The sequence below is a fragment of the Pseudoalteromonas sp. SCSIO 43088 genome, from assembly GCF_023650795.1.
GTDB lineage: Bacteria > Pseudomonadota > Gammaproteobacteria > Enterobacterales > Alteromonadaceae > Pseudoalteromonas > Pseudoalteromonas shioyasakiensis.
The window spans coordinates 1,749,514-1,774,183 of the sequence record NZ_CP072675.1; the positions used below are offsets into that span (position 1 = coordinate 1,749,514).

The 24,670-nt window shown below is 41.4% G+C and carries 23 protein-coding genes; 7 read left to right on the plus strand and 16 right to left on the minus strand.

Annotated elements, in window-relative coordinates:
• Window positions 1-80 precede the first annotated feature (80 nt).
• From ppk2 to ttcA, 4 genes are all read left to right on the plus strand, one after another.
• Window positions 81-974 carry a polyphosphate kinase 2 gene (ppk2, locus tag J8Z28_RS08135; RefSeq protein ID WP_082665603.1) on the plus strand — a complete coding sequence of 298 codons (894 nt, stop codon included), beginning with the start codon at window positions 81-83 and terminating at the stop codon, window positions 972-974.
• 11 nt (window positions 975-985) lie between these two features.
• Window positions 986-1,300, plus strand: coding sequence for a hypothetical protein (locus J8Z28_RS08140; protein WP_250660276.1), 315 nt, complete (start codon window positions 986-988; stop codon window positions 1,298-1,300).
• 117 nt (window positions 1,301-1,417) lie between these two features.
• Window positions 1,418-1,837 (plus strand): hypothetical protein, encoded by a 420-nt coding sequence (locus J8Z28_RS08145; protein ID WP_250660277.1) that lies wholly within the window; start codon window positions 1,418-1,420, stop codon window positions 1,835-1,837.
• Between the two features lie 226 nt (window positions 1,838-2,063).
• Window positions 2,064-2,957, plus strand: a complete 894-nt coding sequence (gene ttcA / locus J8Z28_RS08150; protein WP_054561325.1) for a tRNA 2-thiocytidine(32) synthetase TtcA — start codon at window positions 2,064-2,066, stop codon at window positions 2,955-2,957.
• A gap of 48 nt (window positions 2,958-3,005) precedes the next feature.
• Here the strand turns inward: ttcA and uspE are convergent, their stop codons facing one another.
• The 10 genes from uspE to ccoN all read right to left on the minus strand — a co-directional run bounded on the left by uspE (window position 3,006) and on the right by ccoN (window position 11,932).
• Window positions 3,006-3,929, minus strand: a complete 924-nt coding sequence (uspE, locus tag J8Z28_RS08155) for a universal stress protein UspE (RefSeq protein WP_058584855.1) — start codon at window positions 3,927-3,929, stop codon at window positions 3,006-3,008.
• Window positions 3,930-4,031: 102 nt separating this feature from the next.
• A complete protein-coding gene (locus J8Z28_RS08160) occupies window positions 4,032-4,766 on the minus strand; it encodes an FNR family transcription factor (RefSeq protein ID WP_054553050.1) in 735 nt (244 codons plus the stop codon).
• Between the two features lie 38 nt (window positions 4,767-4,804).
• Window positions 4,805-5,476: a sulfite exporter TauE/SafE family protein gene (locus tag J8Z28_RS08165; protein WP_250660278.1), complete on the minus strand. Its 672-nt coding sequence runs from the start codon at window positions 5,474-5,476 to the stop codon at window positions 4,805-4,807.
• Complete coding sequence (gene ccoS / locus J8Z28_RS08170) at window positions 5,469-5,636, minus strand: cbb3-type cytochrome oxidase assembly protein CcoS (protein ID WP_054553052.1); 168 nt, start codon at window positions 5,634-5,636, stop codon at window positions 5,469-5,471. Before ccoS ends, J8Z28_RS08165 begins: the two co-directional genes overlap by 8 nt.
• On the minus strand, window positions 5,633-8,008 hold the full coding sequence (locus tag J8Z28_RS08175) for a heavy metal translocating P-type ATPase (protein ID WP_250660279.1): 2,376 nt from the start codon (window positions 8,006-8,008) through the stop codon (window positions 5,633-5,635). The genes ccoS and J8Z28_RS08175 overlap by 4 nt, the downstream gene beginning before the upstream one ends.
• Window positions 8,009-8,017: 9 nt before the next feature.
• Window positions 8,018-8,509 (minus strand): FixH family protein, encoded by a 492-nt coding sequence (locus J8Z28_RS08180; protein ID WP_054561329.1) that lies wholly within the window; start codon window positions 8,507-8,509, stop codon window positions 8,018-8,020.
• Between the two features lie 149 nt (window positions 8,510-8,658).
• Window positions 8,659-9,624 (minus strand): cytochrome-c oxidase, cbb3-type subunit III, encoded by a 966-nt coding sequence (gene ccoP, locus J8Z28_RS08185; protein WP_054561330.1) that lies wholly within the window; start codon window positions 9,622-9,624, stop codon window positions 8,659-8,661.
• Window positions 9,621-9,806 (minus strand): cbb3-type cytochrome oxidase subunit 3, encoded by a 186-nt coding sequence (locus J8Z28_RS08190; protein WP_054561331.1) that lies wholly within the window; start codon window positions 9,804-9,806, stop codon window positions 9,621-9,623. Before J8Z28_RS08190 ends, ccoP begins: the two co-directional genes overlap by 4 nt.
• 5 nt (window positions 9,807-9,811) lie before the next feature.
• Entirely contained in the window at window positions 9,812-10,486 is a 675-nt protein-coding gene (ccoO, locus tag J8Z28_RS08195) for a cytochrome-c oxidase, cbb3-type subunit II (protein ID WP_054561332.1), read from the minus strand.
• Window positions 10,487-10,498: 12 nt separating this feature from the next.
• Window positions 10,499-11,932, minus strand: a complete 1,434-nt coding sequence (gene ccoN, locus J8Z28_RS08200) for a cytochrome-c oxidase, cbb3-type subunit I (RefSeq protein WP_036967883.1) — start codon at window positions 11,930-11,932, stop codon at window positions 10,499-10,501.
• A 346-nt stretch (window positions 11,933-12,278) separates the two neighbouring features.
• On the opposite strand from ccoN, the gene J8Z28_RS08205 reads away from it, so the two are divergent.
• The 3 genes from J8Z28_RS08205 to J8Z28_RS08215 all read left to right on the plus strand — a co-directional run bounded on the left by J8Z28_RS08205 (window position 12,279) and on the right by J8Z28_RS08215 (window position 17,365).
• The gene (locus J8Z28_RS08205) at window positions 12,279-12,698 is read left to right on the plus strand and encodes a hypothetical protein (RefSeq protein WP_250660280.1); all 420 of its coding nucleotides are present in this window, start codon (window positions 12,279-12,281) and stop codon (window positions 12,696-12,698) included.
• A 590-nt stretch (window positions 12,699-13,288) separates the two neighbouring features.
• Window positions 13,289-15,880 (plus strand): TonB-dependent receptor plug domain-containing protein, encoded by a 2,592-nt coding sequence (locus tag J8Z28_RS08210; protein WP_250660281.1) that lies wholly within the window; start codon window positions 13,289-13,291, stop codon window positions 15,878-15,880.
• Between the two features lie 108 nt (window positions 15,881-15,988).
• Window positions 15,989-17,365, plus strand: coding sequence for a hypothetical protein (locus J8Z28_RS08215; protein ID WP_054561335.1), 1,377 nt, complete (start codon window positions 15,989-15,991; stop codon window positions 17,363-17,365).
• Window positions 17,366-17,414: 49 nt separating this feature from the next.
• Here the strand turns inward: J8Z28_RS08215 and J8Z28_RS08220 are convergent, their stop codons facing one another.
• The 6 genes from J8Z28_RS08220 to J8Z28_RS08245 form a co-directional block, all read right to left on the minus strand.
• The gene (locus J8Z28_RS08220; RefSeq protein WP_055198739.1) at window positions 17,415-17,678 is read right to left on the minus strand and encodes a hypothetical protein; all 264 of its coding nucleotides are present in this window, start codon (window positions 17,676-17,678) and stop codon (window positions 17,415-17,417) included.
• An 11-nt stretch (window positions 17,679-17,689) separates the two neighbouring features.
• Window positions 17,690-18,520, minus strand: coding sequence for a peptidoglycan binding protein CsiV (locus J8Z28_RS08225; protein WP_250660282.1), 831 nt, complete (start codon window positions 18,518-18,520; stop codon window positions 17,690-17,692).
• Window positions 18,520-21,993: a transcription-repair coupling factor gene (gene mfd, locus J8Z28_RS08230; RefSeq protein WP_239963735.1), complete on the minus strand. Its 3,474-nt coding sequence runs from the start codon at window positions 21,991-21,993 to the stop codon at window positions 18,520-18,522. Before mfd ends, J8Z28_RS08225 begins: the two co-directional genes overlap by 1 nt.
• 29 nt (window positions 21,994-22,022) lie before the next feature.
• Entirely contained in the window at window positions 22,023-22,916 is an 894-nt protein-coding gene (locus J8Z28_RS08235) for a carbon-nitrogen hydrolase (RefSeq protein ID WP_055198676.1), read from the minus strand.
• On the minus strand, window positions 22,909-23,967 hold the full coding sequence (locus J8Z28_RS08240) for an agmatine deiminase family protein (protein WP_250660283.1): 1,059 nt from the start codon (window positions 23,965-23,967) through the stop codon (window positions 22,909-22,911). The genes J8Z28_RS08235 and J8Z28_RS08240 overlap by 8 nt, the downstream gene beginning before the upstream one ends.
• A gap of 84 nt (window positions 23,968-24,051) precedes the next feature.
• Window positions 24,052-24,645 (minus strand): PilZ domain-containing protein, encoded by a 594-nt coding sequence (locus J8Z28_RS08245; protein WP_250660284.1) that lies wholly within the window; start codon window positions 24,643-24,645, stop codon window positions 24,052-24,054.
• Window positions 24,646-24,670 lie beyond the last annotated feature (25 nt).

Here is a 24,670-nt window from a genome sequence, read left to right on the forward strand (position 1 = left end):
CAAGTTACTTAGCAATAACTGGCTTAAAGTAAAACTATAAAGATCTCAATATAGGTAGTTATAGTTTAAAAGGAGTCGTTATGCAGACAGTCAATGTCGAACCTGTATCAGTTAAACAGCAGAAATTAGCCGAAGCCAATGCGAAGCAGGATGTGGTTTTTGATCTAAATGTTAAAAACCCAAGCTTAAAGTGGAATGCTGACGGTAAATACCCATATAAACGCAAAATGGACGTAGTTGAATACGAGCGTCATAAACACGAACTGCAAATCGAGCTTTTAAAAATGCAAGGCTGGGTAAAAGAGACCAACCAGCAAATTGTGATTTTATTTGAAGGTCGAGATGCGGCGGGTAAAGGTGGCACTATTAAGCGCTTTATGGAGCATTTAAACCCTCGTGGGGCGCACGTGGTGGCTTTAGAAAAACCATCTGCAAGAGAGCGTGATCAATGGTACTTTCAGCGTTACATTAACCACCTGCCAACAAAGGGTGAAATTATATTATTTGACCGTTCTTGGTATAACCGAGCCGGTGTTGAGAAGGTAATGGGGTTCTGTGATGATCACGAATATTTAGAGTTTATGCGTCAAACTCCTCAACTTGAACGTATGTTGGTGAATAGCGGTATTAAGCTATTTAAATATTGGTTTTCGGTCAGCAGAGAAGAGCAATTTAGACGCTTTAAATCTCGCCAAAATGATCCACTCAAACAATGGAAGCTAAGCCCAGTTGATATGGCATCACTGGCTAAATGGCATGATTACAGTGATGCCAAAGATGCCATGATGTTTCATACCCATACTAAGGATGCACCTTGGACACAAATTCGATCTGATGATAAAAAGCGCGGGCGTATCAACTGTATGCGTCATTTCTTAAGCTGTTTGGATTACCCAGAAAAAGATCACGAAATTGTGAATCGTCTCGACCCGCTTATTGTCACCGAACCTACCCGCATGTCTGCACGTCAGTAAAGGAGAATACTATGCAAAATTCACAGTCAGTATTTGAGAAACGTCTTGCTAAGCTCGAAAAAACTCTCGAAAAGAGTAAAAAAGAAGTGGCCAAAACCACTGAAATTGCAAAAGATGCAGCACTTAAAGCACAAGCAGCTGTAGAGTGCGCTAGTGAAGCAGAGAAACTAGCCGAAAATGCTAAAAAGCGCTTGAAAGCAGCAAAAAAGCAATTAAAAGAGGCTAAAGTGTTAAAAATAGCGCAGAAAAATGCGTCGAAAAAGTCGGCAATAAAACGTGCTAAACGAATGGCAAAGAATAAAAAAGCTAAAACTAAAAGCGCTTAAAGTTAACAAAGGGCACAGGGCTCATGTGCCCTTTGTTTTTATTAAGCGTATAGCTGGACATTTTTACGATTCTCGATATGCTAAACCTTACTTTTTCAGGGACTTAAAAGCATCTTAATGAAAACTTCAGCGCCTATTTTTGTTATTTTACTGCTATGTTCAGCTTGTAGCAGTCATTCACCTATCAACCAAGAAATGCAAACTAAGTTGCAAGGCTCATGGCAGTCTACAAATAGCCCAGTTTGTGAAGTTAATTTTCATACCATGACGTTGAAAAATAAAACATTAGAAATCTCTTATGATGAGCAGGGCTATATTTCCGCGTCTGAAGCGAGAAAAACCTTCGTTTATAATATTCTCTCAGCAGAGAAAAATTTAATCCGTGTGCAGCTTGAAAATGAAACCCGCTTAGATAAAAAGGGCAAGCCTGTGGTTTGGCATCTAAAACCTCTTAGAAATGATAAATACTGTTGGGGCAGAGATGATTGGCCTGATCTTGCTTGTACAGCTTCTCGTTACAAATGCACAGTAAAATAAATCAGTAATCAGTTTACAGAGGTCAGAAAATTAGAGCTTTCAGCCTGTAAATTGAAGAACCTGAGGGCCTATACCCAAAGCGCTTTGCTTTACGTGGTATCTCTACGAGTGAAGCGCTTTAATTATCCCATGCTAATCATTTCAACTGGCTTAAAAAGTCCGTATAATCCACGCCGAACTTTTTACTATGAAACATGGCTTACAAAAGCCTGTATGAGCAGAGCAAATGAATCAAACTGATACTAGAAAAGAAACTCTTGAATTTAATAAACTTCAAAAGCGTCTAAGAAGGCATGTTGGTAATGCGATTACTGATTACAACATGATTGAAGACGGTGATGTTGTTATGGCATGTATCAGTGGTGGTAAAGATTCTTTTGCAATGCTAGATATTTTGCTTAATTTACAAAAAGCAGCGCCGATTAAATTTGAAGTGATTGCAGTAAACCTTGATCAGAAGCAACCTGGTTTTCCTGAGCACATTTTGCCTGATTACTTTGAAACGCTAAATATTCCGTATTACATCGTTGATAAAGATACTTACTCAGTAGTAAAAGAAAAAGTACCAGAGGGCAAAACAACCTGTGGTCTGTGTTCACGACTTCGTCGCGGCACACTTTATTCATTTGCAGAAAAAATTGGTGCAACCAAACTAGCACTTGGTCATCACATGGATGATATCGTTGAGACAATGTTCTTAAATATGTTCCATGGTTCACGACTAAAAGCGATGCCACCAAAATTGCGCTCTGATGATGAACGTAACGTGGTAATCCGTCCGTTGTCATATTGCCGTGAAAAAGATTTAATTAAATACGCTGAGCACAAAGACTTCCCAATTATTCCTTGTAACTTATGTGGCTCACAAGAAAACTTGCAGCGTCAATCAATCAAAGCCATGTTGACTGAGTGGGATAAGAAAACTCCAGGTCGTGTTGAGAGTATCTTTAAATCTTTACAAAATGTTAGTCCAAGCCAGCTTGCAGACAGAAACTTATTTGATTTTGAAAATTTACCACTTGATAGAGAAGGCAATCGTGAAAGCTATGACTTTAGCGAGGCGGTGGTCTCATCAACAAACATTGATGAATCATTATTTATTGATGTAACAAATATATAAAAAGAAAAAAGCCCCAAACTGGGGCTTTTTTAATGCATATTTAAAAGGTTATTTAGCAAGTGGGCTCACATAGCCGTCTGGTTTTAGTGCTAAAACATCGCAGTCAAGGCTATCAATAACATGCTCTGCTGTGTTACCGACAAGCGCTGCACTTAAGCCAGTACGTCCAACTGTACCTATCACTACTAATTCGCTGTTGAGGCGTGCAGCCACATCAGGAATAACATCTTCTGGTAAGCCTTCTTCAATGTGGCAATGAGCTTTATCAATATCAAACCCTTCAGCTAATGAAAGCGTTGATTCAAAGTGATGTTTTTTAACTGATTCGTTATAAACGCCTGGGTTGAATTCAGGGATTTCAATAGCGATATTAACTGGAGTTGCTGGGTAGGCATTAACTAAGTTAAGCGTTGCGTTGGCCAAATCACAAATGAAACGAGCGTCATTGATAATACGCTTATTAAGTTCAAGGTGTTGTTCATTCTCACTCACTGCGTTCACAGCAGCTAAAATATTGCCTTTTGCCGGCCACTCTTTCTCTTTAACAAGTAAAACTGGAGCAGGGCACTTACGAATGAGGTGCCAGTCAGTTGGCGTGAAAATAACAGACTTAAGTGTATCGTGTTGATGAGTGCCTTTGACAACAAGGTCAAAACCATCGTTGATCACGGTATTGATAATGGCTTCGTAAGGGCGGTTATGCCAAACCACACAGCTATCAATGGTAAGCTCTGGGTAAAGGGCAATTTGTTCATTTAACCATTCTTGGCGGTCTTTTATGACGGCTTCGCGCATTGCTTCACGCTCATCAGCAGAAAGCATTGTGGTCATTTCATAAGAGAAGTCGTAGATACTGAGGAAAGCGGTGATGGTCGCGCCAGATTTTTTGGCTAGATCAATTGAGCGGCTTAAACTATGTTGCTGCTCTTTGGTTGGGTCTATAACTGCTAAAATTCGTTTAATTGCGTCCATGTGCTGCTCCTTAACTGTTCCGCAAAAAGTAGTACTTTGAGTGTAACCTAAATTTAGAACAGTTAAAGGGGCAAACAATATAAAGTTGCGTTAAATCAAACTCTATTTACATTTAATCGCTGCTGTTGCTGCAAGCGCTTGCTGGTCCAAAATGGTGATAAATTTACCTTCAACCTTAATAAAACCAGCTTTTTGGAAGCGGCTTAAAAGGCGGCTAATTGTTTCAACAGTAAGGCCTAAATAATTACCGATTTCACCACGTGTCATGGTTAAACGGAATTCTTTACGTGAGAAACCACGTTCACCAAAACGCTCTGCAAGATTATAAATAAAACTTGCTAAACGCTCTTCAGCTGACTTTTTATTGAGTAACAATAACATTTCTTGGTCATAGTTAATTTCATTACTCATTAAACGCATAATTTGTTGGCGTAGCTTAGGTAGTTTACCCGCTAATTCGTCTAGAGTATCGAATGGAATTTCACATACCATTGAAGTTTCAAGGGCTTGTGAGAAGCTTTGATGAGCCATTTTGTTAATAGCATCGAAACCAACCAAATCACCAGCTAGATGAAAACCAGTAATTTGTTCATCACCTTGTTCTGACAAAGTATAAGACTTAAACGAGCCAGAGCGTACCGCATAAATGGCATTTAAGCTTTCGCCAGACTCAAATAAATAATCACCTTTATGCAGTGGTTTCTTACGTTCGATGATTTCATCAAGACGATCCATTTCTTGGCCGTTTAATGAAAATGGCAAACATAGCTGGCTGATACTGCAATTATTACAGCTAATTGTGCATAAGCCTTTTGACTTGTTTTGTGAGAAGTCCATACATCAAATCCATTCAAATAAGTTAACAACTGGTAAGATTAATGAATTAGCTTATCGGTTGCTATAATTAATAAGTATATACCGTACCATATTATTACGCTGCCTAGAATAACCCTAGTCCAAACATGGTTGAAAATAGTGTTTATTTTCTGACTGACGAGTCCTACGCTTATCATGGCAGGAAAGGTGCCTAACGCGAAAAATAACATCACACCTGCACCATGTGATGCTGATGGGCTAGTCAGTGCCCAGGTTAGCGCTGAATAAACTAATCCACAGGGCAACCAGCCCCACAAAGCGCCATAGAGCAGGGCCTTTGGGGTAGTGTCAACCGGTAATAAATAACGATTAAGTTTAGCTAAATGCTGCCATATTAGGGTTTTGCCTAACTTTTCTAGCCACTGTAGGGTTGCCGCTAAACGCATAATGTAAACCCCAACAAGGAGCATAAAAATACCACTCAAAAACGACAACGCTATCGATATAGAAGTATTTTGCGCTGCAAAGCGACTACTAATTCCTGCTACAAGAGCACCGGCAAGCATGTAACTTAGTGCGCGGCCTAGGTTATAAGCAACCGAAAAGCTCACTGCACGGTTTTTGTTGGCGGCAAGTTGTAAACTACTGGCAATGCCACCACACATCGCTAGGCAATGACCACTGCCTAACAAGCCCATTATAAATGCACTAATAAACAGCGGATCAATCATTACTTTTGTTGTGCTGCTCTTTATCGTCTTCGAACAGGATACTGTGGCCCTGTTTGTTTAAATCAGAAAATTGTTCGCTTTTTACAGCCCAAAAGAACACCCCAATGGCAATTAGCACAAATAAAATGGCAATTGGGATAAGCATGTAGATGATACTCATAGTTTTAATAACCTTAATGAGTTGGTAATAACCAAAATGGAGCTTGCAGACATACCAATTACAGCCATCCAAGGAGCAACGAGCCCAAGGGCTGCCAATGGTAAAATCGAACCATTGTAAATAAGTGATAATGCCAAGTTTTGCTTAACAATACGGCGCGTCTTTTTCGAGACAGTAAGCAAATGCTCTATGGCCGTTAGATCACTATTGAGTAATACCACATCGGCACTATTTTTGGAAATATCAGCGCCGGTTTCCATCGCAATAGATAAATGGGCACTGGCAAATACTGGGCTATCATTCACGCCATCACCCACCATAGCAACAATGGCACCTTTACTGGCAAGTGCTTCGACATGGGTTTGTTTGTCGCGAGGGCTACATGCAGCATGAACGGTATCTAAATTGAGCTGTTTTGCAATTCGCTCACCACTGTTAGAGGCATCGCCCGTTAACATATGGCACTTAATTTGTTGCGAATGAAGTGTAGTAATCAATTTTTCTGCGTTATTACGTAGGCTGTCGGCTAAGTAAAAGCGAGCAATGACTTGTTTATCGATATATAAGGTTGCTTGAGCATCTGCTTTTTCGGTATTAAACCAACCGCTTTTACCTATCGCAAGGTGCTGATCATTGAGTAAAGCGGTAATGCCTTTACCCGGTTCGATAGTCACATTTTCAATAGGGTTCACTGTGTCGTTGAAACCAGCGAATGCATTAGCAATAGGGTGCTCAGAGAAACTTTCAAGTTGCGCTGCTAAGCGTAATGCATCAGCTTCACTGTATTGGGTGTTAACTAGTTCAACGCGTTCAATGGTAAAGCGACCTTGCGTTAAAGTACCTGTTTTATCAAAAGCGATATCTGTTAATTGTGGTAGCGTTTCTAACACATGGGCTTGTTTTATTAAAATTCCACGCTTAGTAAGGCTGGCTACAGCGCACGTGAGAGCGGTTGGAATTGCTAAGCTAAGCGCACAAGGGCAGGTTGCAACAAGTACAGAAATAGTAACCCAAAAGGCATGCTCGGGATCTATTTGATACCAACCAATTGCTGTTATTGAGGCAAACACTAATAAACAGGCAACAAACCACTGCGCTACTTTATCTGTTATCTCAACTAATCGCGGGCGCTTGGTTAACGCTGTGTGTTGTAACTTAATAATTTGATTAAGCAGGGTATTTTGACCGATTTTGTTGATCTCAATACTGATCACGCCATCATGGTTAATCGTTCCGGCGTAAACTTGATGGCTGACAAACTTATTAACGGGTTGATGTTCGCCGGTCATCATGGCTTCGTCAACGGTTGTTTGACCTTTTGTAACAATACCATCAGCAGGAATAGTCTCGCCTGCTTTGATTAATACAACATCACCCAGTTTTAGTTTTTTAGCGGCAATTATCGATTCTTGGTTATTCTCATCGATAATTCGAGCTGTAAGCGGCAGTAACTTTTGCAAATTAGCGGTAAATTCACTGGCTTTTAAACGGGCTCTAAATTCTAAATATTTACCTAATAACAATAAGAAGGTAAACATACAGATAGATTCAAAATAAACTTCGCCAACCGACATTAATGTGGCATAACAGCTTGCCCCATAAGCACCAAAAATCGCTAATGAAACGGGTAAGTCCATATTCAGCTGTTTGGCTTTTAAACCATTAATGGCATTGGTTAAGAATGGCAGGGCACTGTAAAGAATAACTGGAGAAGCAAGCACTAAGCTTATCCAGCGAAAATACTGCTCAAAGTTCTCTTCCATGCCAGAGAACATGCCAAAATACATGGCAAAAGCAAACATCATTACTTGCATGGTCATCAGACCGGCAACCCCTAAACGGCGAATGTAGGCTTTTGCGGCTTGTTGTTTTTGGCTTGCTTCAAGGTCTGCCTGAAACGGATAGGCTTTATAGCCGATTTGATGTAATGAAGTGATAATTTGGCTAAGCGGTGTAACCGATTTATCCCATTGGATCATGGCACGATTAGTCGAAGTATTTACATCAACACGTTTGATTGCTTTTAAGTTAAGTAGTTGTTTTTCGATTAACCAAGCGCAGGCAGCACAGGTGGTGCCTTCAACCGTTAATAGTACTTCTGATAAATCATTAGTGGCTGAAATAAACTCGTCTTGAATATCTTCGTTATCGTAACTTTTAATCAACTCGAGTTGCTCTGGAACAAGTTGTTCAACTTTACCAGAGCGCACAGTTCTAAATTTATAGTAATCGGTCATGCCTTGGGCGACGATATTCTCAGCAACCGTTTGACAACCAATACAACACATAGGTTGTGCCTTACCGTCTATTTCGACAGTCGCATTAAAGCCTTTTGGCACACTTTCAAGACAATGAAAGCAATTATCGGACATTAGAGTTTACTACTTATATTCAGGGCTAATCGAAATCGTTTTATCAGTTGGCAAAATGACATCTTCTTTAAGTTTCCAACTGTTATCGATTGGTTCAATAAACACTGTGTATGCACCGTCAACATGGGTGTCGAGTAGGGCAGTAAAATCGCCATGGGCGTTTTTCATTAGGCTTACATCAAAGTCATTGGCTTTAATGGTGCGATGATAAAATGACATTTTTAAAGAGTGAACATTGCTTGCATCACCCTTGGTGAAAGTGAAAGTTACTTTGTCGCCTGCAACATTTAAATCGCCATGTAAATAAAGTGCTTTTGCTTTATTAAATTTGCTGAGTTCAAGGTTAATTGCTTTGCCTTTTTTATAGTAATCATCAACAACCATATCTGGGCCGTTGCCAATCGCCATATAAATAAGACCAGCACAGCCGATGATGGCTGCAAGAGGAAAAGAGATTAAAAACCATGGCCAAAAGTTTTTATACCAAGGAGTGGGTTTCATAGTACTTATACCTTTAAAAACGTTGTACGCATTTTATCGGATTTAAAAGCAAAAGACTAAAAAAAAGCCTCCAGATGGAGGCTTTTTTGATCTTAATTAATCTATTGAATTAAAAGATTAATTGTTTATACATTTTATTAACCGCGTGGTTATTTATCTTGCGATAAGCTGTAAACGTACGCTGTTAATAAGTGAACTTTATCTTCACCTAAAATGTCTTTCCATGCTGGCATTACACCGGCGCGGCCATTGATTAGTGTTTCTTCAACAGCACGTTTAGAACCACCGTATAACCAGATGTTATCTGTTAGGTTAGGTGCACCAAATGGTAAATTGTGTGCAACTGAACCTTTACCGTCAGCACCGTGACACGCAGCACACATTGCAAACTTAGCAGCACCTGCAGCAGCGTCTTTTTGGTTAACAGTACGGCCTGAAAGGCTAAGTACGTGAGCAGTCATTTCTTTAATGCCTTGCTCGCCAAGTGCATCACCCCAAGGTGGCATCGCAGCAACACGACCGTAAAGAAGTGTTTCTTTGATCTTGTCTGGTGTACCGCCGTATAACCAATCGTTATCCGTTAGGTTAGGGAAGCCTTGACCACCACGTGCATCTGAACCATGACATTGTGCACAGTTTTGTGAGAATAAACGTTGACCAATCTCAAGCGCTTTTTCATCTTTAACTAGTGTTTCAATATCTTGTTTTGCGAATGACTCAAAGATTGGGCCAAAACGCTCATCAGCAGCGATAAATTCTTGGTCTAATTGAACGTTCTCACCGTTAGCTAATGCTTGTTCAGTCGCTTCTTTAGACTCAGCTAAAGAAGTAATACCTTGGTTAGAACTTGTCCATTTACCTAAACCTTCCCAGTTACCTAAACCTGGGTAAGCAGCAAGGTAGTATACAGACCAAATGAATGTCGCGAAGAACATGTAAGTCCACCATTTTGGTAGTGGGTTGTTTAGTTCTTCAATGCCGTCAAACTCGTGACCACAGCTTTCGCCTTCTTTAACACCTGTGTAGTTTTTTAAGTTCCACAGAAGTAGGCCGAAGATGATAGCAAGACACGCTAGGGTTAATACGATAACCCATATACTCCAAAAGCTAGTCATTTCTCAGACTCCTTTTCCTCGTTAGAGATTGTGTTGTTGTGTTTTTTTTCATCTTCAAATATGGCATTTGCAGCGTTATCAAATCGGCTTTTGCTACGCTTGCTGTATGCCCATACAACAATCACAATAAACAGTACTAAAATTACCAGAGTCAAAATGCCTCTGTATGTTCCGTAATCCATAATAATTACTTCAAGTGTGTGCCAAGCTGTTGTAAGTAAGCGATTAGAGCTTGCATTTCAGTTGCGCCTTCACCATTGTTCATGGCTTCGATTTTCGCAATGTCAGCTTTTAGCTCTTCGTCGCTTCCGTAACCTTTACCGTCGTAACGGTCGCTTGCTTTGTCGATTCCGAAGCTATCACGGAATACTTGAAGCTTTTTAAGTGTATGGGTCGTATCGACTCTGTTTTCGTCTAACCAAGGAAACGCTGGCATGTTTGACTCAGGAACCACAGCACGTGGGTCCATTAAGTGGGCATGGTGCCAATCGTCTGAGTAACGCTCACCAACACGAGCTAGGTCAGGACCAGTACGCTTAGAACCCCATTGGAATGGGTGATCCCATACTGACTCACCAGCTACAGAGTAGTGACCGTAACGCTCAACCTCGTCACGGAAAGGACGAATCATTTGTGAGTGACAGTTGTAACAACCTTCACGCACGTAGATATCACGACCTTCCATTTCTAACGCTGTAAGAGGGCGTAAGCCATCAACAGGTTTAGTCGTATCGTCTTGGAACATTAGTGGAGTAATCTCAACTAACGCACCAAAGCTGATTGCAAAGACAGTCAAGATAGCCATTAGGCCAACGTTCTTTTCGACTATTTCGTGTTTGTTTTGTGAATTATTATTGCTCATCGTGCTACTCCATTATGCCAATTGTGCGTCAGCGTCTAATTGAAGCGAATCTTTCTTCGCTGCAATAGTACGATAAACGTTGTAAGCCATAATTAGCATACCTGTTACGATGAATACACCGCCTAGGAAACGCATGATATAGAACGGATACGAAGCTTCTAATGACTGTACAAAGCTGTACATTAACGTACCGTCTGAGTTTACTGCACGCCACATTAGACCTTGCATTACACCTGAGATCCACATTGCTACGATGTATAGAACAACACCAACAGTGTGTAACCAGAAGTGCGTGTTAACTAGTTTAACACTGTACATACGGCCTTGTGAGAATAGTGCAGGGATTAGGTGATAGATAGCACCGATAGAAATCATTGCAACCCAACCTAGTGCACCTGAGTGTACGTGACCTACAGTCCAGTCAGTGTAGTGAGAAAGCGCGTTAACTGACTTAATAGCCATCATTGGGCCTTCGAACGTAGACATACCGTAGAAAGATAGAGAAACAACTAAGAAACGAAGTACTGGGTCAGTACGTAGTTTATGCCATGCACCTGATAACGTCATGATACCGTTGATCATACCACCCCAAGATGGAACGAATAGGATAACTGACATAACCATACCTAAGCTTTGCGTCCAGTCTGGAAGCGCAGTGTAGTGTAGGTGGTGAGGACCTGCCCAGATGTATAAAGAAACAAGAGCCCAGAAGTGAACTACCGATAAACGGTAAGAATAAACAGGGCGACCTGCTTGTTTTGGTACGAAGTAGTACATCATACCTAAGAAACCAGCAGTTAATAAGAAACCAACAGCGTTGTGACCGTACCACCACTGAACCATTGCATCTACAGCACCTGCGTAGATAGAGTATGATTTAGTTAGTGAAACTGGAATTGCCATGCTGTTTACAATGTGTAAAACGGCAACAGTAATGATGAAACCAGCGTAGAACCAGTTCGCAACATAGATGTGCGATACTTTACGCTTGATTAACGTACCAAAGAATACAACTGCGTAAGTTACCCAAACAACGGCGATAAGAATATCGATTGGCCATTCAAGTTCAGCGTATTCTTTTGAGCTGGTGATACCTAATGGTAAGGTAATCGCTGCTAGTACGATAACAAGTTGCCAACCCCAGAAGGTGAAGGCTGCTAGTTTATCTGAGAAAAGGCGCGTTTGACATGTACGTTGTACGACGTAATAAGACGTCGCAAAAAGTGCACTTGTACCAAATGCGAAAATTACTGCGTTCGTGTGTAACGGACGTAGTCGAGAGTAAGTTAACCATGGTGTATCAAAGTTAAGTGCTGGCCAAGCTAATTGGGCAGCAATCAGAACCCCAACACTCATGCCAACGATGCCCCAAATCACTGTCATAATAGCGAATTGGCGTACAACTTTATAATTGTACTCAGTTTGTGATGCTACTGTTTGGCTCATTTTCTGGCTTCCGCTGCAATAAATGCGTTTTAGAAATGAATTACCCACTTTAATACAAAGTGGGGCCTACTATTACTTCACAAGCGTGTTACCTAAAGCCAACTTAGCGGTGCTAGCTTCAGAAAACAAACTCGAGAAACCCTTATTTTTGCGATGGAAATGATAAAATTTTTGACCTTAAAAAGATAGGTCAATTGCATAAAATTATGACATCAATCAAATTTTAGCGCTTTGTTGGTTATTTTTTGTCAGAGATTGTATTTTTATTAGCTTATTCCATCTAGCATGGTTGTCTTTTCGCGGGTAGCTCACTAGTATCCGCTTTTATTTTATACAGGCAAATAGAGTGCGAACTAGTTTTTTACCCGTTTTCCTTTTCAGTGTATTTTTAGCTGCATGTGATAGCCAAAGTATAGAAGAGGGCAGCACAAGTACAAGTTGTGAGAACAATAGTCATTGTTATTACCCTAATAATGTAGAAGTTTGGCTGAGCAACCCAGATGTCAGCCCTGAGTTGCCTTTTGCAATCAACCTAAAGCTGCCGAAAGATGCTAAAAACCTCTCTGCAAAACTTGAAGGGGTCACTATGTATATGGGTTTTATTCCACTGCAGTTTAAACAGACAGGTCAAGTTTGGGTTGCTGATACTATGGTTGGCGCATGCTCTGAGCCTGTAATGACCTGGAAAATGATGCTCACTTATACTACTGGTGACAATCAACCACAAACTTTGCTTTATTATTTCGATTCACTGCAAACTCGATAACATCTTCCCTTATTATTGTTGATCACAGCTTTTGATTATTTAAAAGCTGTGATTGTCGTCATCCCTTCGTCATCTTTTTCTACTTTAATGTTCTTTATTAGTCGTATCTTTATACGGTATTGCAAACTGACGGAACAAAACCAAGAAATCATTCTCTAATACACTGTTTAACGGACTAACTTTGTCTATTTAGTTAATTTTAGTGAATAACTATGGTTAGCAGTCTTACCAAGCTTTTACGGTTTTTATAACGTTGTGTGATCAACTTGTAAAAATTTCATTTGTAGCACTAATCGGCCTTTAGTTACACTTGATTACAAAGTGCGTGCAATTGATTTCAATCGTGTTTTTTTTGCTACTTAATAATGTTAGCTTGCTGATGTGGCAGTGTTTTTTTCTGTTAACATTGATACATCGTGAAACCTTATTACCCAAAATGGATACGCTATTTTTGGGTTGTTTTTTCTTTAACCTGTCATTCAGTTTTCGTTCAGTTAACTGAGCCTAAGTTGCCCTCCGCTGACTCGTGATTCTAATAATAACGAGCGCTACCTGACTAAAGGTAAATTTCCAACAAGTAGGGTTTTCACATGAAAAAATCAATTCTTGGTTTAGCTGTTGTTTCAGCAATCCCAATGTTCTCAAGCATGCAAGTTTTAGCTGCTGATGATGCAGCAGAGTCTATTGAAAAAATTCAAGTTACAGGTTCTCGCATTAAGCGTACCGATATGGAGACGTCTAGTCCTGTAACTTTAATCGGCGCAGATGACATCAAAGCAATGGGTGCATCAAGCATCGATGGCGTTCTACAAAAAATGACTGCAGCAAGCGGTGCGATGACTAACCCTGCTGTTAACAACGGTTCAGGCGGTAACGCACGTGTTGACCTACGTGGTTTAGGCGCACAACGTACTCTAGTATTAGTAAATGGTCGTCGTATGATCAACTCTGGTACTGGCGCAGCATCTACTGTTGACTTAAACACAATCCCAGTATCAATGATCAAGCAAGTTGAAGTACTAAAAGACGGCGCATCTGCTGTATACGGTACTGACGCGGTAGCTGGTGTTGTTAACATCATCTTAAAAGACGACTTCGAAGGTCTAGACATGAACCTTAACGGTGCTATCACTGGTGAAGGCGATGCAGACGAAACGTCTTTCGATATCACAATGGGTTCAAGCTTTGACCGTGGTAACGTTGTAATTGGTTTACAATACACTGACCGTGGCGACGCTTCTCAAGCAGACCGTGATTTCTCTGATTGTCCAATCGAAGAAGATTACGAAAACGGTAGCTTCTACTGTGGTGGTTCTTCTTACACGCCTTTCGGCCACGTTTGGGCTGAAAATGCAGACCTACAAGGTCAAGCAGACGGCGAGTGGCACGACTTCACTTCAGCAGGTGATGCTTACAACTACTCAGCAACAAGCTACCTTTACACGCCAATGCGTCGTTTAAACCTAACAGGTATCGGCCACTTTGACGTAACTGATGAAACGCGTTTAGTTTCTGAGTTCACTTACTCTAAGCGTTGGTCAACTCAACAAATGGCTCCACAGCCAGTATGGTTTGACTTCACTTACGATGCAGACGCAATGGGTGATTCACTTCTTTCTCACGGCGTAGCTGACGGTGAAGACATCTCTTACGGTCGTCGTATGACTGACGTAGGTCCTCGTGGCTATGAGCAAGTTGTTGACACTGTACGTGCAGTAATCGGTCTTGACGGTGCATTCGACAACGGTTGGGGCTGGGATACTTCAGTAGTATTCGGTCGTAACGACTCAGTTGACCGCGCAACTAACCTACTTAACATGGGTTCAATCCAAGACGCAATCGAAGAGGGTACTTTCAACCCACTTAACCAAGCTGATTGGTCAGGTAGCAACCTTGCACAATACAACTACACTGAAAACAACTCAGGTGGTAGCCAATTATTAGTTCTTTCTGCTGGCCTTAACGGTGAAGTAATGGAACTTCCTGCTGGTTATGTTGGTTTCGCTGCTGGTATCGAGCGTCGTGAAGAAAAAGCATGGTACGTTCCAGATTCACTAACTTCACAAGGTCTTGCAAATGACCCACGTGTTGAACCAACTGGTGGTCGTTTTGACGTAAACGAAGCTTACGTTGAATTCGCTGTTCCACTTCTAGCTGACGCACCATTTGCTCAAATGGTTGACTTAAGCGCTGCTGTTCGTGCATTCGATTACAGCACATTTGGTTCAGATGAAACTTGGAAATTAGGTCTAACTTGGCGTGTAAACGACGAACTAATGCTACGTGCTGTTCGTTCAACTGCATTCCGTGCTCCGACAGTATCTGAGCTTTACCAAGGTAAATCACCTTCATTCGAACAAGTTAACTTCCCTGGTGCACAAGACCAAGCTGAAGTAACTGTTGGTGGTAACGACCAATTAACGCCAGAGCTTGCTGATACAGTAACTGCTGGTTTCGTATACGCTCCAGAATGGTTCGACGGTTTCTCAATGACTGTTGACTACTACGAAATCGAAATTGAAAACTCAATTTCAAGCGTAAACAACCAGTACATCGTTGAAAACTGTCTTGATGCTTCTACTGGCGCATACAAGAACCAAGATACTGCTCTATGTCAGTCTTCTGCAATCAACTTCAACCAAAGCACTGGTCGCATTAGCTTCAACAACCAATTACAAAACATTGGTAATGAATCTACTAAAGGTTACGACGTAAACTTCAAGTATGCATTTGAAGCTGCAGGTCTTAACTGGCGCACAGGTCTTGATGTAACAATCCTTGATGAGTACATCGTTGATTCAGGCACAAGCACAATCGATTACACAGGTCTTGTAACTTCAGGTATCGGTAGCTACGCGAAAGTTAAGTCTAACTTCACTCTTAACGCGTCTGGCGACAACTGGGATGCACAATACCAAGCACGTATGATCGACGGCCTAGACAGCTACGCATGTCTTGCTGACGACAGCGAGTGTCTAGTACCAAGCGTTGGTACTGTTGTATACCACGACATCAGCGGTTCATACATCCTGAACGACACAGTGTCATTCTCTGCAGGTGTTAACAACTTATTCGATAAGCAAGCACCTTACTACTCAGGTAACAATGACTCAAACACTGACCCGTACACATACGATGTACTAGGTCGTCGTTTCTTCGCTGGTATGAACATCAAGTTCTAATCTAGTTTGAAATGATTACTAAGGCCCAGTTTTTACTGGGCCTTTTTTATTGTCTGAAAGCCTATCAACGCGTAAACTATAGAGGTACTTTTAACAAACGAGGTGATATTGCTTAAACAAGACGAAAACTTATCTTTTATTATTGAGCCTGAGCTTAAACCACGCACAGAGCAACGACTCGACCTGTATTTCTCCATTCCGAATGAAATGAGTGTTAACCCACAAACACTGAGCGAAGAATCATTCTTTAATAATAACTTTAAATCGCACCTTGCGTATAACGCTAACAACATTCACTTACCCTTAGTTAGAAGCCGCTTTGTTAGTAAAAACAAAGGTGAACAGCAAGATTATCGGCAAAACTTAAACTTATATTGTTATCAAGTTCGACTCGCGCTGAATGCCGATATTAAAGACACCCTAAAACACCAAGAAGCCGATGAGTTTTACCCTGCAGCCATTGAGTTGTGCGAGCAAACCAAAGGCTTGTTGAAAAAACTAAGACGCTACACCCCAGATGATGAAAAGCTACTGCCATTTTATAAAAACGCTGATAACTACTTAAGCTGGCATGTAGAGCAGTCATTTTTGAAACTACTGGATGAAGGGCCGCGCAGTAGTGATTTTGCAAAAGAGCGCAGTGAGCTATTAGAGTTTTGTAAAGCTGAAAACAGTTACCGTGAAGAGCAAGAATATAATTCGCAATCAACACTTGAAGATGCCAACCGTATCACCAACAAAATGCGCCTATTACAACGTTTGATTGAGCATGGAGTGGTGCTTACACGTAGCACGCGTCACTTAAACAGTTATTTAAAACGTATGGTAAAGGGCACGGTGACCGCTGTGATCATGGCCTTTGTGATGTTGGTTGTGTTAAATGCTCGCTCAAACTTTACCGAAGTAACAGCGACGTTGATTTTGATCTTGGGTGTTATTTATGGTCTTCGTGAAATATTTAAAGAAGACATAACACGGGTGATCTGGCGAGCTATCGTACGAGGGCGACCTAAATGGCGCTTTCAATTTAAAAACAGCATAACCAAAGACAAAATTGCCAGCCAATACATTTGGCTTGAATACACCAGTTTTAAACGCCTGCCTAAAGCGGTAAGAAGAATTTTTTCAAAGCGCCGCCATCAAAATAAACAGGCTGCTCAGTGGCTGCATTTTGCAAGCGAAACACAAGTTAACGCGAAAGAGTTTTTACCTGGCTACGATACCTTGCAACAAACCATGCAATTTAGCTTGGCACCGTTTGCTCGCTATTTAAAGCGGGGTGAAGGTAAGCTCTATCATCTAGATAGCAATAAAATCTCTAAGAAAGCCGTAGAGAGGCGTTATCAGTTAAATGTGGTATTAGTGTTTACACAAAGCGAAGATGAAACTTTGTATCAGCGCTACAAGATTACGTTAAATCGCAGCAAAATTGTCAATATTGAGCGTATTTACTCGCAAACTGACATTTTGAAAGATGAAAGATGAAAGATGAAAGATGAAAGATGAAAGGGTGGCCTTGGCCACCCATTTCGGTTTATTTAGCGTCTAAACCTGTTTTGCTGTAAAGCGACACTTTGTCTGATACTAATGTGATTTCGATGTTTTTATCTTTGTTACCCCAGATACAGTTAGTGTGTAGTGTCTTTTCTTCACACTTATCCGCTGAACCTAAAATAGCTTCAACTTCAGTTTTATCCATACCAATTTCAATTTTTTCGTAGTTCTCTAAATTTACTTTTGAGCAACCAGCTAAAGTAAGTGCCGCAGCCGCTGCTGCAATTGCCATATATTTTTTCATAATTGTATCCATTAATGGTTGTAGCGTCTTATTTGCACGATCATCCCCATACGTGGGTGATCAAAATAATGTATCTCGTTACTGATCACACGTTTGAATTGTGAAAAACGTGCTTTTTCGTAATCACCAGTTTCTAAGCGCTGACTAATATCAAAATCTGCGTTTATAAACAGGTAGTGACGAACATAAATCTTCATTAAACCGTCTAATTCCCACTCAGGCACATTTTGCAGCTGATCGGGAATGTAGCGCTCAGTAGGGCCGACTAAACTAATAAAATCGTTGTTTTCTTTTACAGGACTTGCGTGTTTTGCTAAGTGCTCGCCGGCAAAGAGGCGGATACTCGGTGCTCTTCTTTCACTCATTTCAGGAAAACGCCAGCCGGTGTGCAAAATAGGGGTTAAGCCTTTTCTATCAAGCTGATTTTTTTGTTCAACAAACTGTAAATGTTCTGGCGCCATTAAATAAATTTCGTCAGTGTCTTCACGGGGCTCAACAACGGGTGTCACAGGCAGTTGATTATAGCTTGCTAAAAAATCAACACTGTCATCACATACGTTTGAGTGAGGGTTGGTATTGACTAAAGAATCAGTGAACGAATCTGAGCGAAAGCGGCTATCGCCTTCAATACAAGCCTGTTTTGCTTGCTCTGTGTATGCAGGAGATAATAAATCTTTGCTACGCTTATCCTTGATTTCATCGTGTTTTAAACTGAAATCTTCCTGTAAATAAGGAGCCGGGCGCTGTTTATAAATAAGAACTTCTATTTCGAACCAACGTGCTGCAAATGACGAGCTTGTAAATAAGCAACAAAGCAGTAGTAAACTATTTCTAAACAACATTAATGGCTAACCTTTTTTTCGAAATCTGCAATCATTGCAGTGACCATTTTTAAGCGTTCGCGAGCGTTGGCTTCGCTAATTGCAAAGCGCAGTTTGTTTGCGCCATCCATTTTATACACCTGCGGTGCACTTTGTATCAAACCTATAATGAAGCTAGGGTTAACCTTTGTATGCTGGCTAAACTCAAAATAACCGCCTTTCGGGTTTGCTTCAATCTTTTTAATGCCAATATTACTTGCTTGCAGTTTTAATTGTTGCAAACTGAATAAGTTTTTTGTGGCGTCAGGTAGTAGACCAAAACGGTCAATCAGCTCTACCTGTAACTCGTCCATATCATTGAGGTTAGCACAGCTTGCAATACGTTTATAGATACCTAAACGAGCATTTACATCATGAATATAATCATCAGGCAATAACGCTGGCAGCTTTAAGTCAACCTCAGTTTGCTGACCTAATAAGTTCTCAAGGGTAGGCTCTTTACCTTCTTTGAGGGAGTTAACCGCTTGTTCAAGCATTTCCATATATAAACTAAAACCAATTGTTTGCATTTGACCCGATTGATCATCACCAAGCAGCTCACCGGCACCACGAATTTCTAAATCATGAGTTGCAAGCGCAAAACCTGCACCCAAGTCTTCAAGTGACTCTATCGCTTCTAATCGTTTAACCGCATCTTTACTCAGTGATTTAGGGTTACCAGTCAGTAGGTATGCATACGCTTGGTGATGGCTGCGGCCAACACGACCACGTAACTGATGCAGTTGTGCCAGACCCAGCTTATCTGCTCTATCCATAATAATGGTGTTGGCAGTGGGTACATCGATACCGGTTTCGATAATAGTGGTACACACAATTACGTTATATTTTTGGTGATAAAAATCACTCATGATTTGTTCAAGCTCGCGTTCTCGCATTTGACCATGTGCGGTTGTTACGCTGGCTTCAGGTACCCATTCGCTAATTTCTTCAGCAACTCGGTCTATGGTCTCAACATTATTGTGTAAGAAATACACCTGACCACCGCGTTTAATCTCGCGCAGAATTGCTTCGCGAATAAGTTCAGCATCTCTTTGTCTTACAAAGGTTTTAACCGCTAAACGTTTCGCAGGCGGTGTAGCTATGATTGATAAGTCACGCATACCACTCATCGCCATGTTTAATGTACGTGGGATAGGGGTCGCTGTGAGCGTTAAAATATCGACATCTGCACGTAATGCTTTAATTTTTTCTTTTTGACGCACCCCAAAACGGTGCTCTTCGTCAACAATCAATAAGCCCAAATCTTTAAATTGAATATCTTGTTGAATAAGCTTGTGAGTACCAATTACGATATCTAATTTACCCTCAGCCATTTTATCTAGGGTGTCTTTTTGCTCTTTGGTTGAGTTAAAGCGCGATAAAACACCCACCTCAATTGGTAAATCGGCAAAGCGGTCTTTAAAGTTTTCATAATGTTGCTGTGCAAGTAGTGTGGTTGGTACAAGTACCGCAACTTGCTTGTTATCATTCACGGCCACAAAGGCTGCGCGCATTGCAACTTCGGTTTTACCAAAGCCAACGTCACCACATACTAAACGATCCATCGCTTGCTTACTTTGCATATCACCGAGCACAGACTCAATGGCGTTGCGTTGATCGTCAGTTTCTTCAAATGGGAAGCTGTCGCTAAACTGACGATAAGCACTGCCATCAAGCTTAAATTTATTGCCAGGCTTTGCTTGCCGTTTAGCGTAAATATCTAAGAGTTCAGCAGCCACATCACGAACTTTTTCGGCGGCGCGTTTTTTTGCTTTTTCCCATGCATCAGAGCCTAACTTATGAAGCGGGGCAGAGGCTTCTTCGCCACCTGAATAGCGGCTCAGCATATGTAACGCTGAAACGGGCACGTATAGCTTTGCCTCGTTGGCGTAGATGATCGTAACAAACTCAGTGATAACACCGGCAGCATCAATGGTTTCAAGGCCTTGATAGCGTCCTACACCATGATCAAGGTGCACAATAGGTTGACCTTCACGTAGCTCAGCAAGGTTACGAATAAGTGCATCTTGGCTGGCTTCGTATTTGTGTTTACGGCGTCGACGTTGCGAGACCTTAATGCCTAGTAATTCTTGCTCTGTGATAATAGTTAAACGCGGCTTACCGTCTAACACCACACTTTGCTCAAGTGGCGAAACAATTAGGCCAACATCACTGGAACTATTGGTAAAATCGCTAAACGATTCAAATTCTTTAAGCTTTAAACCACTTGGCTTTAATAAGGTGAGTAATGATTCGCGGCGGCCATCCGATTCAACCGAGAGCAGCACGCGGCCTTTTTGTTTTTTCTCACTGGCAACATAGTCAATTAAACCTTGGTAAGGTTCATGTAACTTATGATCAATACGAACATTTGGCAGCTCTTTACTAGCAAGGTTGGTGTGACCCGCTTTAGTGCCTAATTTTGCTTGCGATAAACGAATGCGCGCGTACTTACCAAACTCACCAAATAGTTCATTAACGCTTTGATACAGCTTTACAGGTTCAAGTAAAGGTCTGAGCGGATCAACACGACGGTTTTCATAGCGTACATTCACATCATGCCAAAACTGATCAGCAGCATGCTCGATATCACCAAAATGCATAAACGTTGTATTACTTGGTAAGTAATCGAAGATAGTTGCCAATTCATCAAAAAACAGTGGCATGTAATATTCGATACCCGCAGGCCAAGTTCCTTTAGTCACCTGCATATAAATTGAGTCTTGCTCAGAGCTTGCGCCAAATTGTTCACGATAATTGATACGAAAACGCTCGATGTCTGAGTCGTTAGTTGGAAACTCGTGAGCTGGCAGTAACTCAATTTTGTCGACTTTTTCATCAGAGCGTTGGCTTTCAACATCAAATAAACGAATGCTGTCTAGCTCATCATCAAAAAAGTCTAAACGAAATGGGTGAGGACTACCCATAGGGTATAAGTCAACGATAGAGCCGCGAATCGCGTATTCACCATGCTCCATCACTTGTTGTACGTGTAAATAGCCTGCTTGTTCTAAGTTTTCACGTAGTGTGTGTGTATCTAAGGTATCGCCCACTTTAAAGTTAAGGGTTGAACCATAAATAAACGAAGCAGGGGCAGTACGCAGCATCAAGGTCGAAACTGGCACGATTAATACGCTTTGTTGTTCTTTTTTTAAGGTATTTAACGTGGCTAAGCGCGCTGAAATAATATCTTGATGTGGCGAAAAATGATCGTAAGGGAGTGTTTCCCAGTCAGGGAAGACCATGACTGGGTTTTCAGGCAACAGAAATTCGAGTTCAGTTTCAAGGCGTAGGGCGCTTGGTGTATCTGGGGTGACAATCACAACCAGCTCGTTGTGTTGCTTTACACCTTCTGCGATAGCGATGCTAAGCCCGCTACCGGTAAGTTGTCCCCATTGAATTTTATCTTTTTCAGATTTTACCCAAGGCAATGCTGCCCATTGCGCAAACGCCATTTACTACTCCTTTAAACTGTTTTTACTGCTTAGTCTCGATAAATCTTGGTTAAGTCCTGATAGTGATCGATGCGACGATCACGAAGGTAAGGCCAAATTCGACGTATGTTTTCACTACGCGCTTGGTCTAATTCAACAACTAATAATTGCTCATCGCTGTTGTTTGCTTCGGCTAAAATTTCACCTTGAGGGCCCGCGATAAACGAGTTACCCCAGAACTGAATACCTTCACTTTGACCACTTGGATCACTTTCGTGGCCAACACGGTTACAACTGATCACAGGCACGCCGTTGGCAACTGCATGAGCACGTTGTGAAATAACCCAGGCGTCTTTTTGACGTGTTTGCTCGTCTTTTTCATCACGCGGGTCCCAGCCAATGGCTGTTGGGTAAATTAAAATTTCAGCACCGGCCATTGCCATTAAGCGTGCAGCCTCTGGGAACCATTGATCCCAACACACTAATACGCCTAGTTTACCAACAGAGGTTTGAATAGGCTCAAAACCTAAATCACCCGGTGTAAAATAAAACTTCTCGTAAAAACCTGGGTCATCAGGAATATGCATTTTACGGTATTTACCGGCAATGCTGCCGTCAGTTTCAAGTACCACAGCAGTATTGTGATAAAGACCCGTAGCGCGCTTTTCGAATAATGATGACACGATCACCACATTGAGTTCTTTGGCAAGTGCACCTAAGGCGTCTGTACTTGGGCCCGGGATTGTTTCTGCTAAATCAAAAACGTCTACATCTTCGGTTTGGCAAAAATACAAGCTACGGTGTAGCTCTTGAAGAACAATAAGCTTAGCGCCTTGGCTTGCTGCATCACGAATACCGGCAATTGATTTTGCCATATTGTCTTGAGCATTATCGGTGTTTGATTGCTGAACAAGAGCAACCTTTAAATGCGTTGGTTTAGTCATTGTTTGTTCCTGCTAAAAAGCCGCGCGGTAATTGCATTGTAATACAGTGTAAGCTGCCAAATTGGTGAATAATTGGCACACAATTAATACCCACCACAGTGTGATTTGGGTATGCTTTGGCAACCTGACCAAGCGCCAGTTGATCGTTTTCATCACCATAAATTGGTACTAAAACGGTTTTATTGATAATTAAATAATTAGCGTATGTGGCAGGTAATCTGTCACCATCTTCATCGAAAACCGCTTTTGGCCAAGGTAAGGCAATCAGCGTGTAGTTTTCACCCTCTGCTGTTTTAAATGATTGCAGTTGCTTTTCCATTGCATCAAGGGCTGCAAAGTGCTCATCATTTTTATCGTCGCACTTAACATAAACAAGGGTGTTGTTTGGTGCAAAACGTACCAGCGTATCAATATGGCTGTCGGTATCATCACCTGCAAGATAACCGTGATCAACCCAAAGAAACGACGTAGCACCCAGTTGCTCGACCAGCGTTTGTTCTATATCTGCTTTTGTGAGTTCTGGGTTACGATTTGGGTTTAATAAGCACTCGCTGGTTGTGAGTAGCACGCCGTGTTCATTGATCTCGACGCCACCGCCTTCAAGAACCAGTTCACTTTGCTGATAACCATTTTTAGGACATGCGACTTGCTTTACAAGTACTTGATTAATTTGGTTATCAAGATCACTTGCAAACTTATTGCCCCAACCATTAAAAATAAAATCCATTACTTTTAATTGAGTTGCGTCATCAATATTTGCACAGGTCAATGGGCCATGGTCACGTGCCCAGGTATCGTTACACGGTGTAACCACAAAGTGAATGCGATTAGCATCAACCTCTGCATTTGCAAGTAAAGCTGCAATATGTGCTTTGAGAGCATTATCATGGGCCACAATCACAACATCTTGTTGTTGGCTTATTGCTTGGCAAAGTGCTACATACACAGGCTCAACAGCGGTTAAATTTGCAGCCCAATCTGTGTCTTGATGAGGCCAAGTGAGCATAACGGCATCTTGCTCAGCCCATTCAGGTAAAAGTCTAAATTTCATGAAGGTATTAAACAAACTAAGGTGGGGCTAGTTTAGCATTTTAGCCATAGATGTCAGCTTTTTGTGCGCGATAAAGCGTGATTTTTAACTGTCTTGCTGATTGTTTTCTTGCTGACGTTTTTTAAGTTGGCGTGTTTGTGCGTGCAGGGCTGCTCTTACGACTAAATCTTGGTCAGCATCGCGAATGGCAGTAAACAATAATGTGTATTGGTATTTATCATCATCGCATTTTTCAATGGCGACTAATTCGGTATAGCAATAAATGGCAGATGCTTCGTGCTGCAAGAACAACTTAGTATGAAATGTTTGCCCTAATTCATACACATCAGCTGAGGTAAGTTTTACACCACCACCGCCATAACTATCGCAATAGTTTGCGTTATCGTCAGGCTGCTCTGAGGCTAAGATGTGACTCATGATTAAATCAATTTTACGAGATTGTGCCTGTAAAAAGGCCGCGAGTTCTTGTGCAACATCACCCAGATTACGCAGTGGTCGTAAGCTTGTTTGCTCAAGTTCGTTTACTTCGTTGGCAAGTTTAAATAGGGCAGGGATATCCGCTTCGAGCTCAGCATTGGTTTTTGGCACAGCACTAGGTTCAACCGCATATAAATTGACACGGTTGCTCTCGTTGATTTGAAAAAACTGTTCAAATTCGGCTAATTTTTGATTATTCATGCTGTACTCCACACATCTTTCCTTA

Coding starts and splice junctions, on each gene's coding strand:
- ppk2 (WP_082665603.1), top strand. CDS start 81: ATGCAGACAGTCAATGTCGAACCTGTATCAGTTAAACAGCAGAAATTA.
- J8Z28_RS08140 (WP_250660276.1), top strand. CDS start 986: ATGCAAAATTCACAGTCAGTATTTGAGAAACGTCTTGCTAAGCTCGAA.
- J8Z28_RS08145 (WP_250660277.1), top strand. CDS start 1,418: ATGAAAACTTCAGCGCCTATTTTTGTTATTTTACTGCTATGTTCAGCT.
- ttcA (WP_054561325.1), top strand. CDS start 2,064: ATGAATCAAACTGATACTAGAAAAGAAACTCTTGAATTTAATAAACTT.
- uspE (WP_058584855.1), bottom strand. CDS start 3,929: ATGGACGCAATTAAACGAATTTTAGCAGTTATAGACCCAACCAAAGAG.
- J8Z28_RS08160 (WP_054553050.1), bottom strand. CDS start 4,766: ATGGACTTCTCACAAAACAAGTCAAAAGGCTTATGCACAATTAGCTGT.
- J8Z28_RS08165 (WP_250660278.1), bottom strand. CDS start 5,476: ATGATTGATCCGCTGTTTATTAGTGCATTTATAATGGGCTTGTTAGGC.
- ccoS (WP_054553052.1), bottom strand. CDS start 5,636: ATGAGTATCATCTACATGCTTATCCCAATTGCCATTTTATTTGTGCTA.
- J8Z28_RS08175 (WP_250660279.1), bottom strand. CDS start 8,008: ATGTCCGATAATTGCTTTCATTGTCTTGAAAGTGTGCCAAAAGGCTTT.
- J8Z28_RS08180 (WP_054561329.1), bottom strand. CDS start 8,509: ATGAAACCCACTCCTTGGTATAAAAACTTTTGGCCATGGTTTTTAATC.
- ccoP (WP_054561330.1), bottom strand. CDS start 9,624: ATGACTAGCTTTTGGAGTATATGGGTTATCGTATTAACCCTAGCGTGT.
- J8Z28_RS08190 (WP_054561331.1), bottom strand. CDS start 9,806: ATGGATTACGGAACATACAGAGGCATTTTGACTCTGGTAATTTTAGTA.
- ccoO (WP_054561332.1), bottom strand. CDS start 10,486: ATGAGCAATAATAATTCACAAAACAAACACGAAATAGTCGAAAAGAAC.
- ccoN (WP_036967883.1), bottom strand. CDS start 11,932: ATGAGCCAAACAGTAGCATCACAAACTGAGTACAATTATAAAGTTGTA.
- J8Z28_RS08210 (WP_250660281.1), top strand. CDS start 13,289: ATGAAAAAATCAATTCTTGGTTTAGCTGTTGTTTCAGCAATCCCAATG.
- J8Z28_RS08220 (WP_055198739.1), bottom strand. CDS start 17,678: ATGAAAAAATATATGGCAATTGCAGCAGCGGCTGCGGCACTTACTTTA.
- J8Z28_RS08225 (WP_250660282.1), bottom strand. CDS start 18,520: ATGTTGTTTAGAAATAGTTTACTACTGCTTTGTTGCTTATTTACAAGC.
- mfd (WP_239963735.1), bottom strand. CDS start 21,993: ATGGCGTTTGCGCAATGGGCAGCATTGCCTTGGGTAAAATCTGAAAAA.
- J8Z28_RS08235 (WP_055198676.1), bottom strand. CDS start 22,916: ATGACTAAACCAACGCATTTAAAGGTTGCTCTTGTTCAGCAATCAAAC.
- J8Z28_RS08240 (WP_250660283.1), bottom strand. CDS start 23,967: ATGAAATTTAGACTTTTACCTGAATGGGCTGAGCAAGATGCCGTTATG.
- J8Z28_RS08245 (WP_250660284.1), bottom strand. CDS start 24,645: ATGAATAATCAAAAATTAGCCGAATTTGAACAGTTTTTTCAAATCAAC.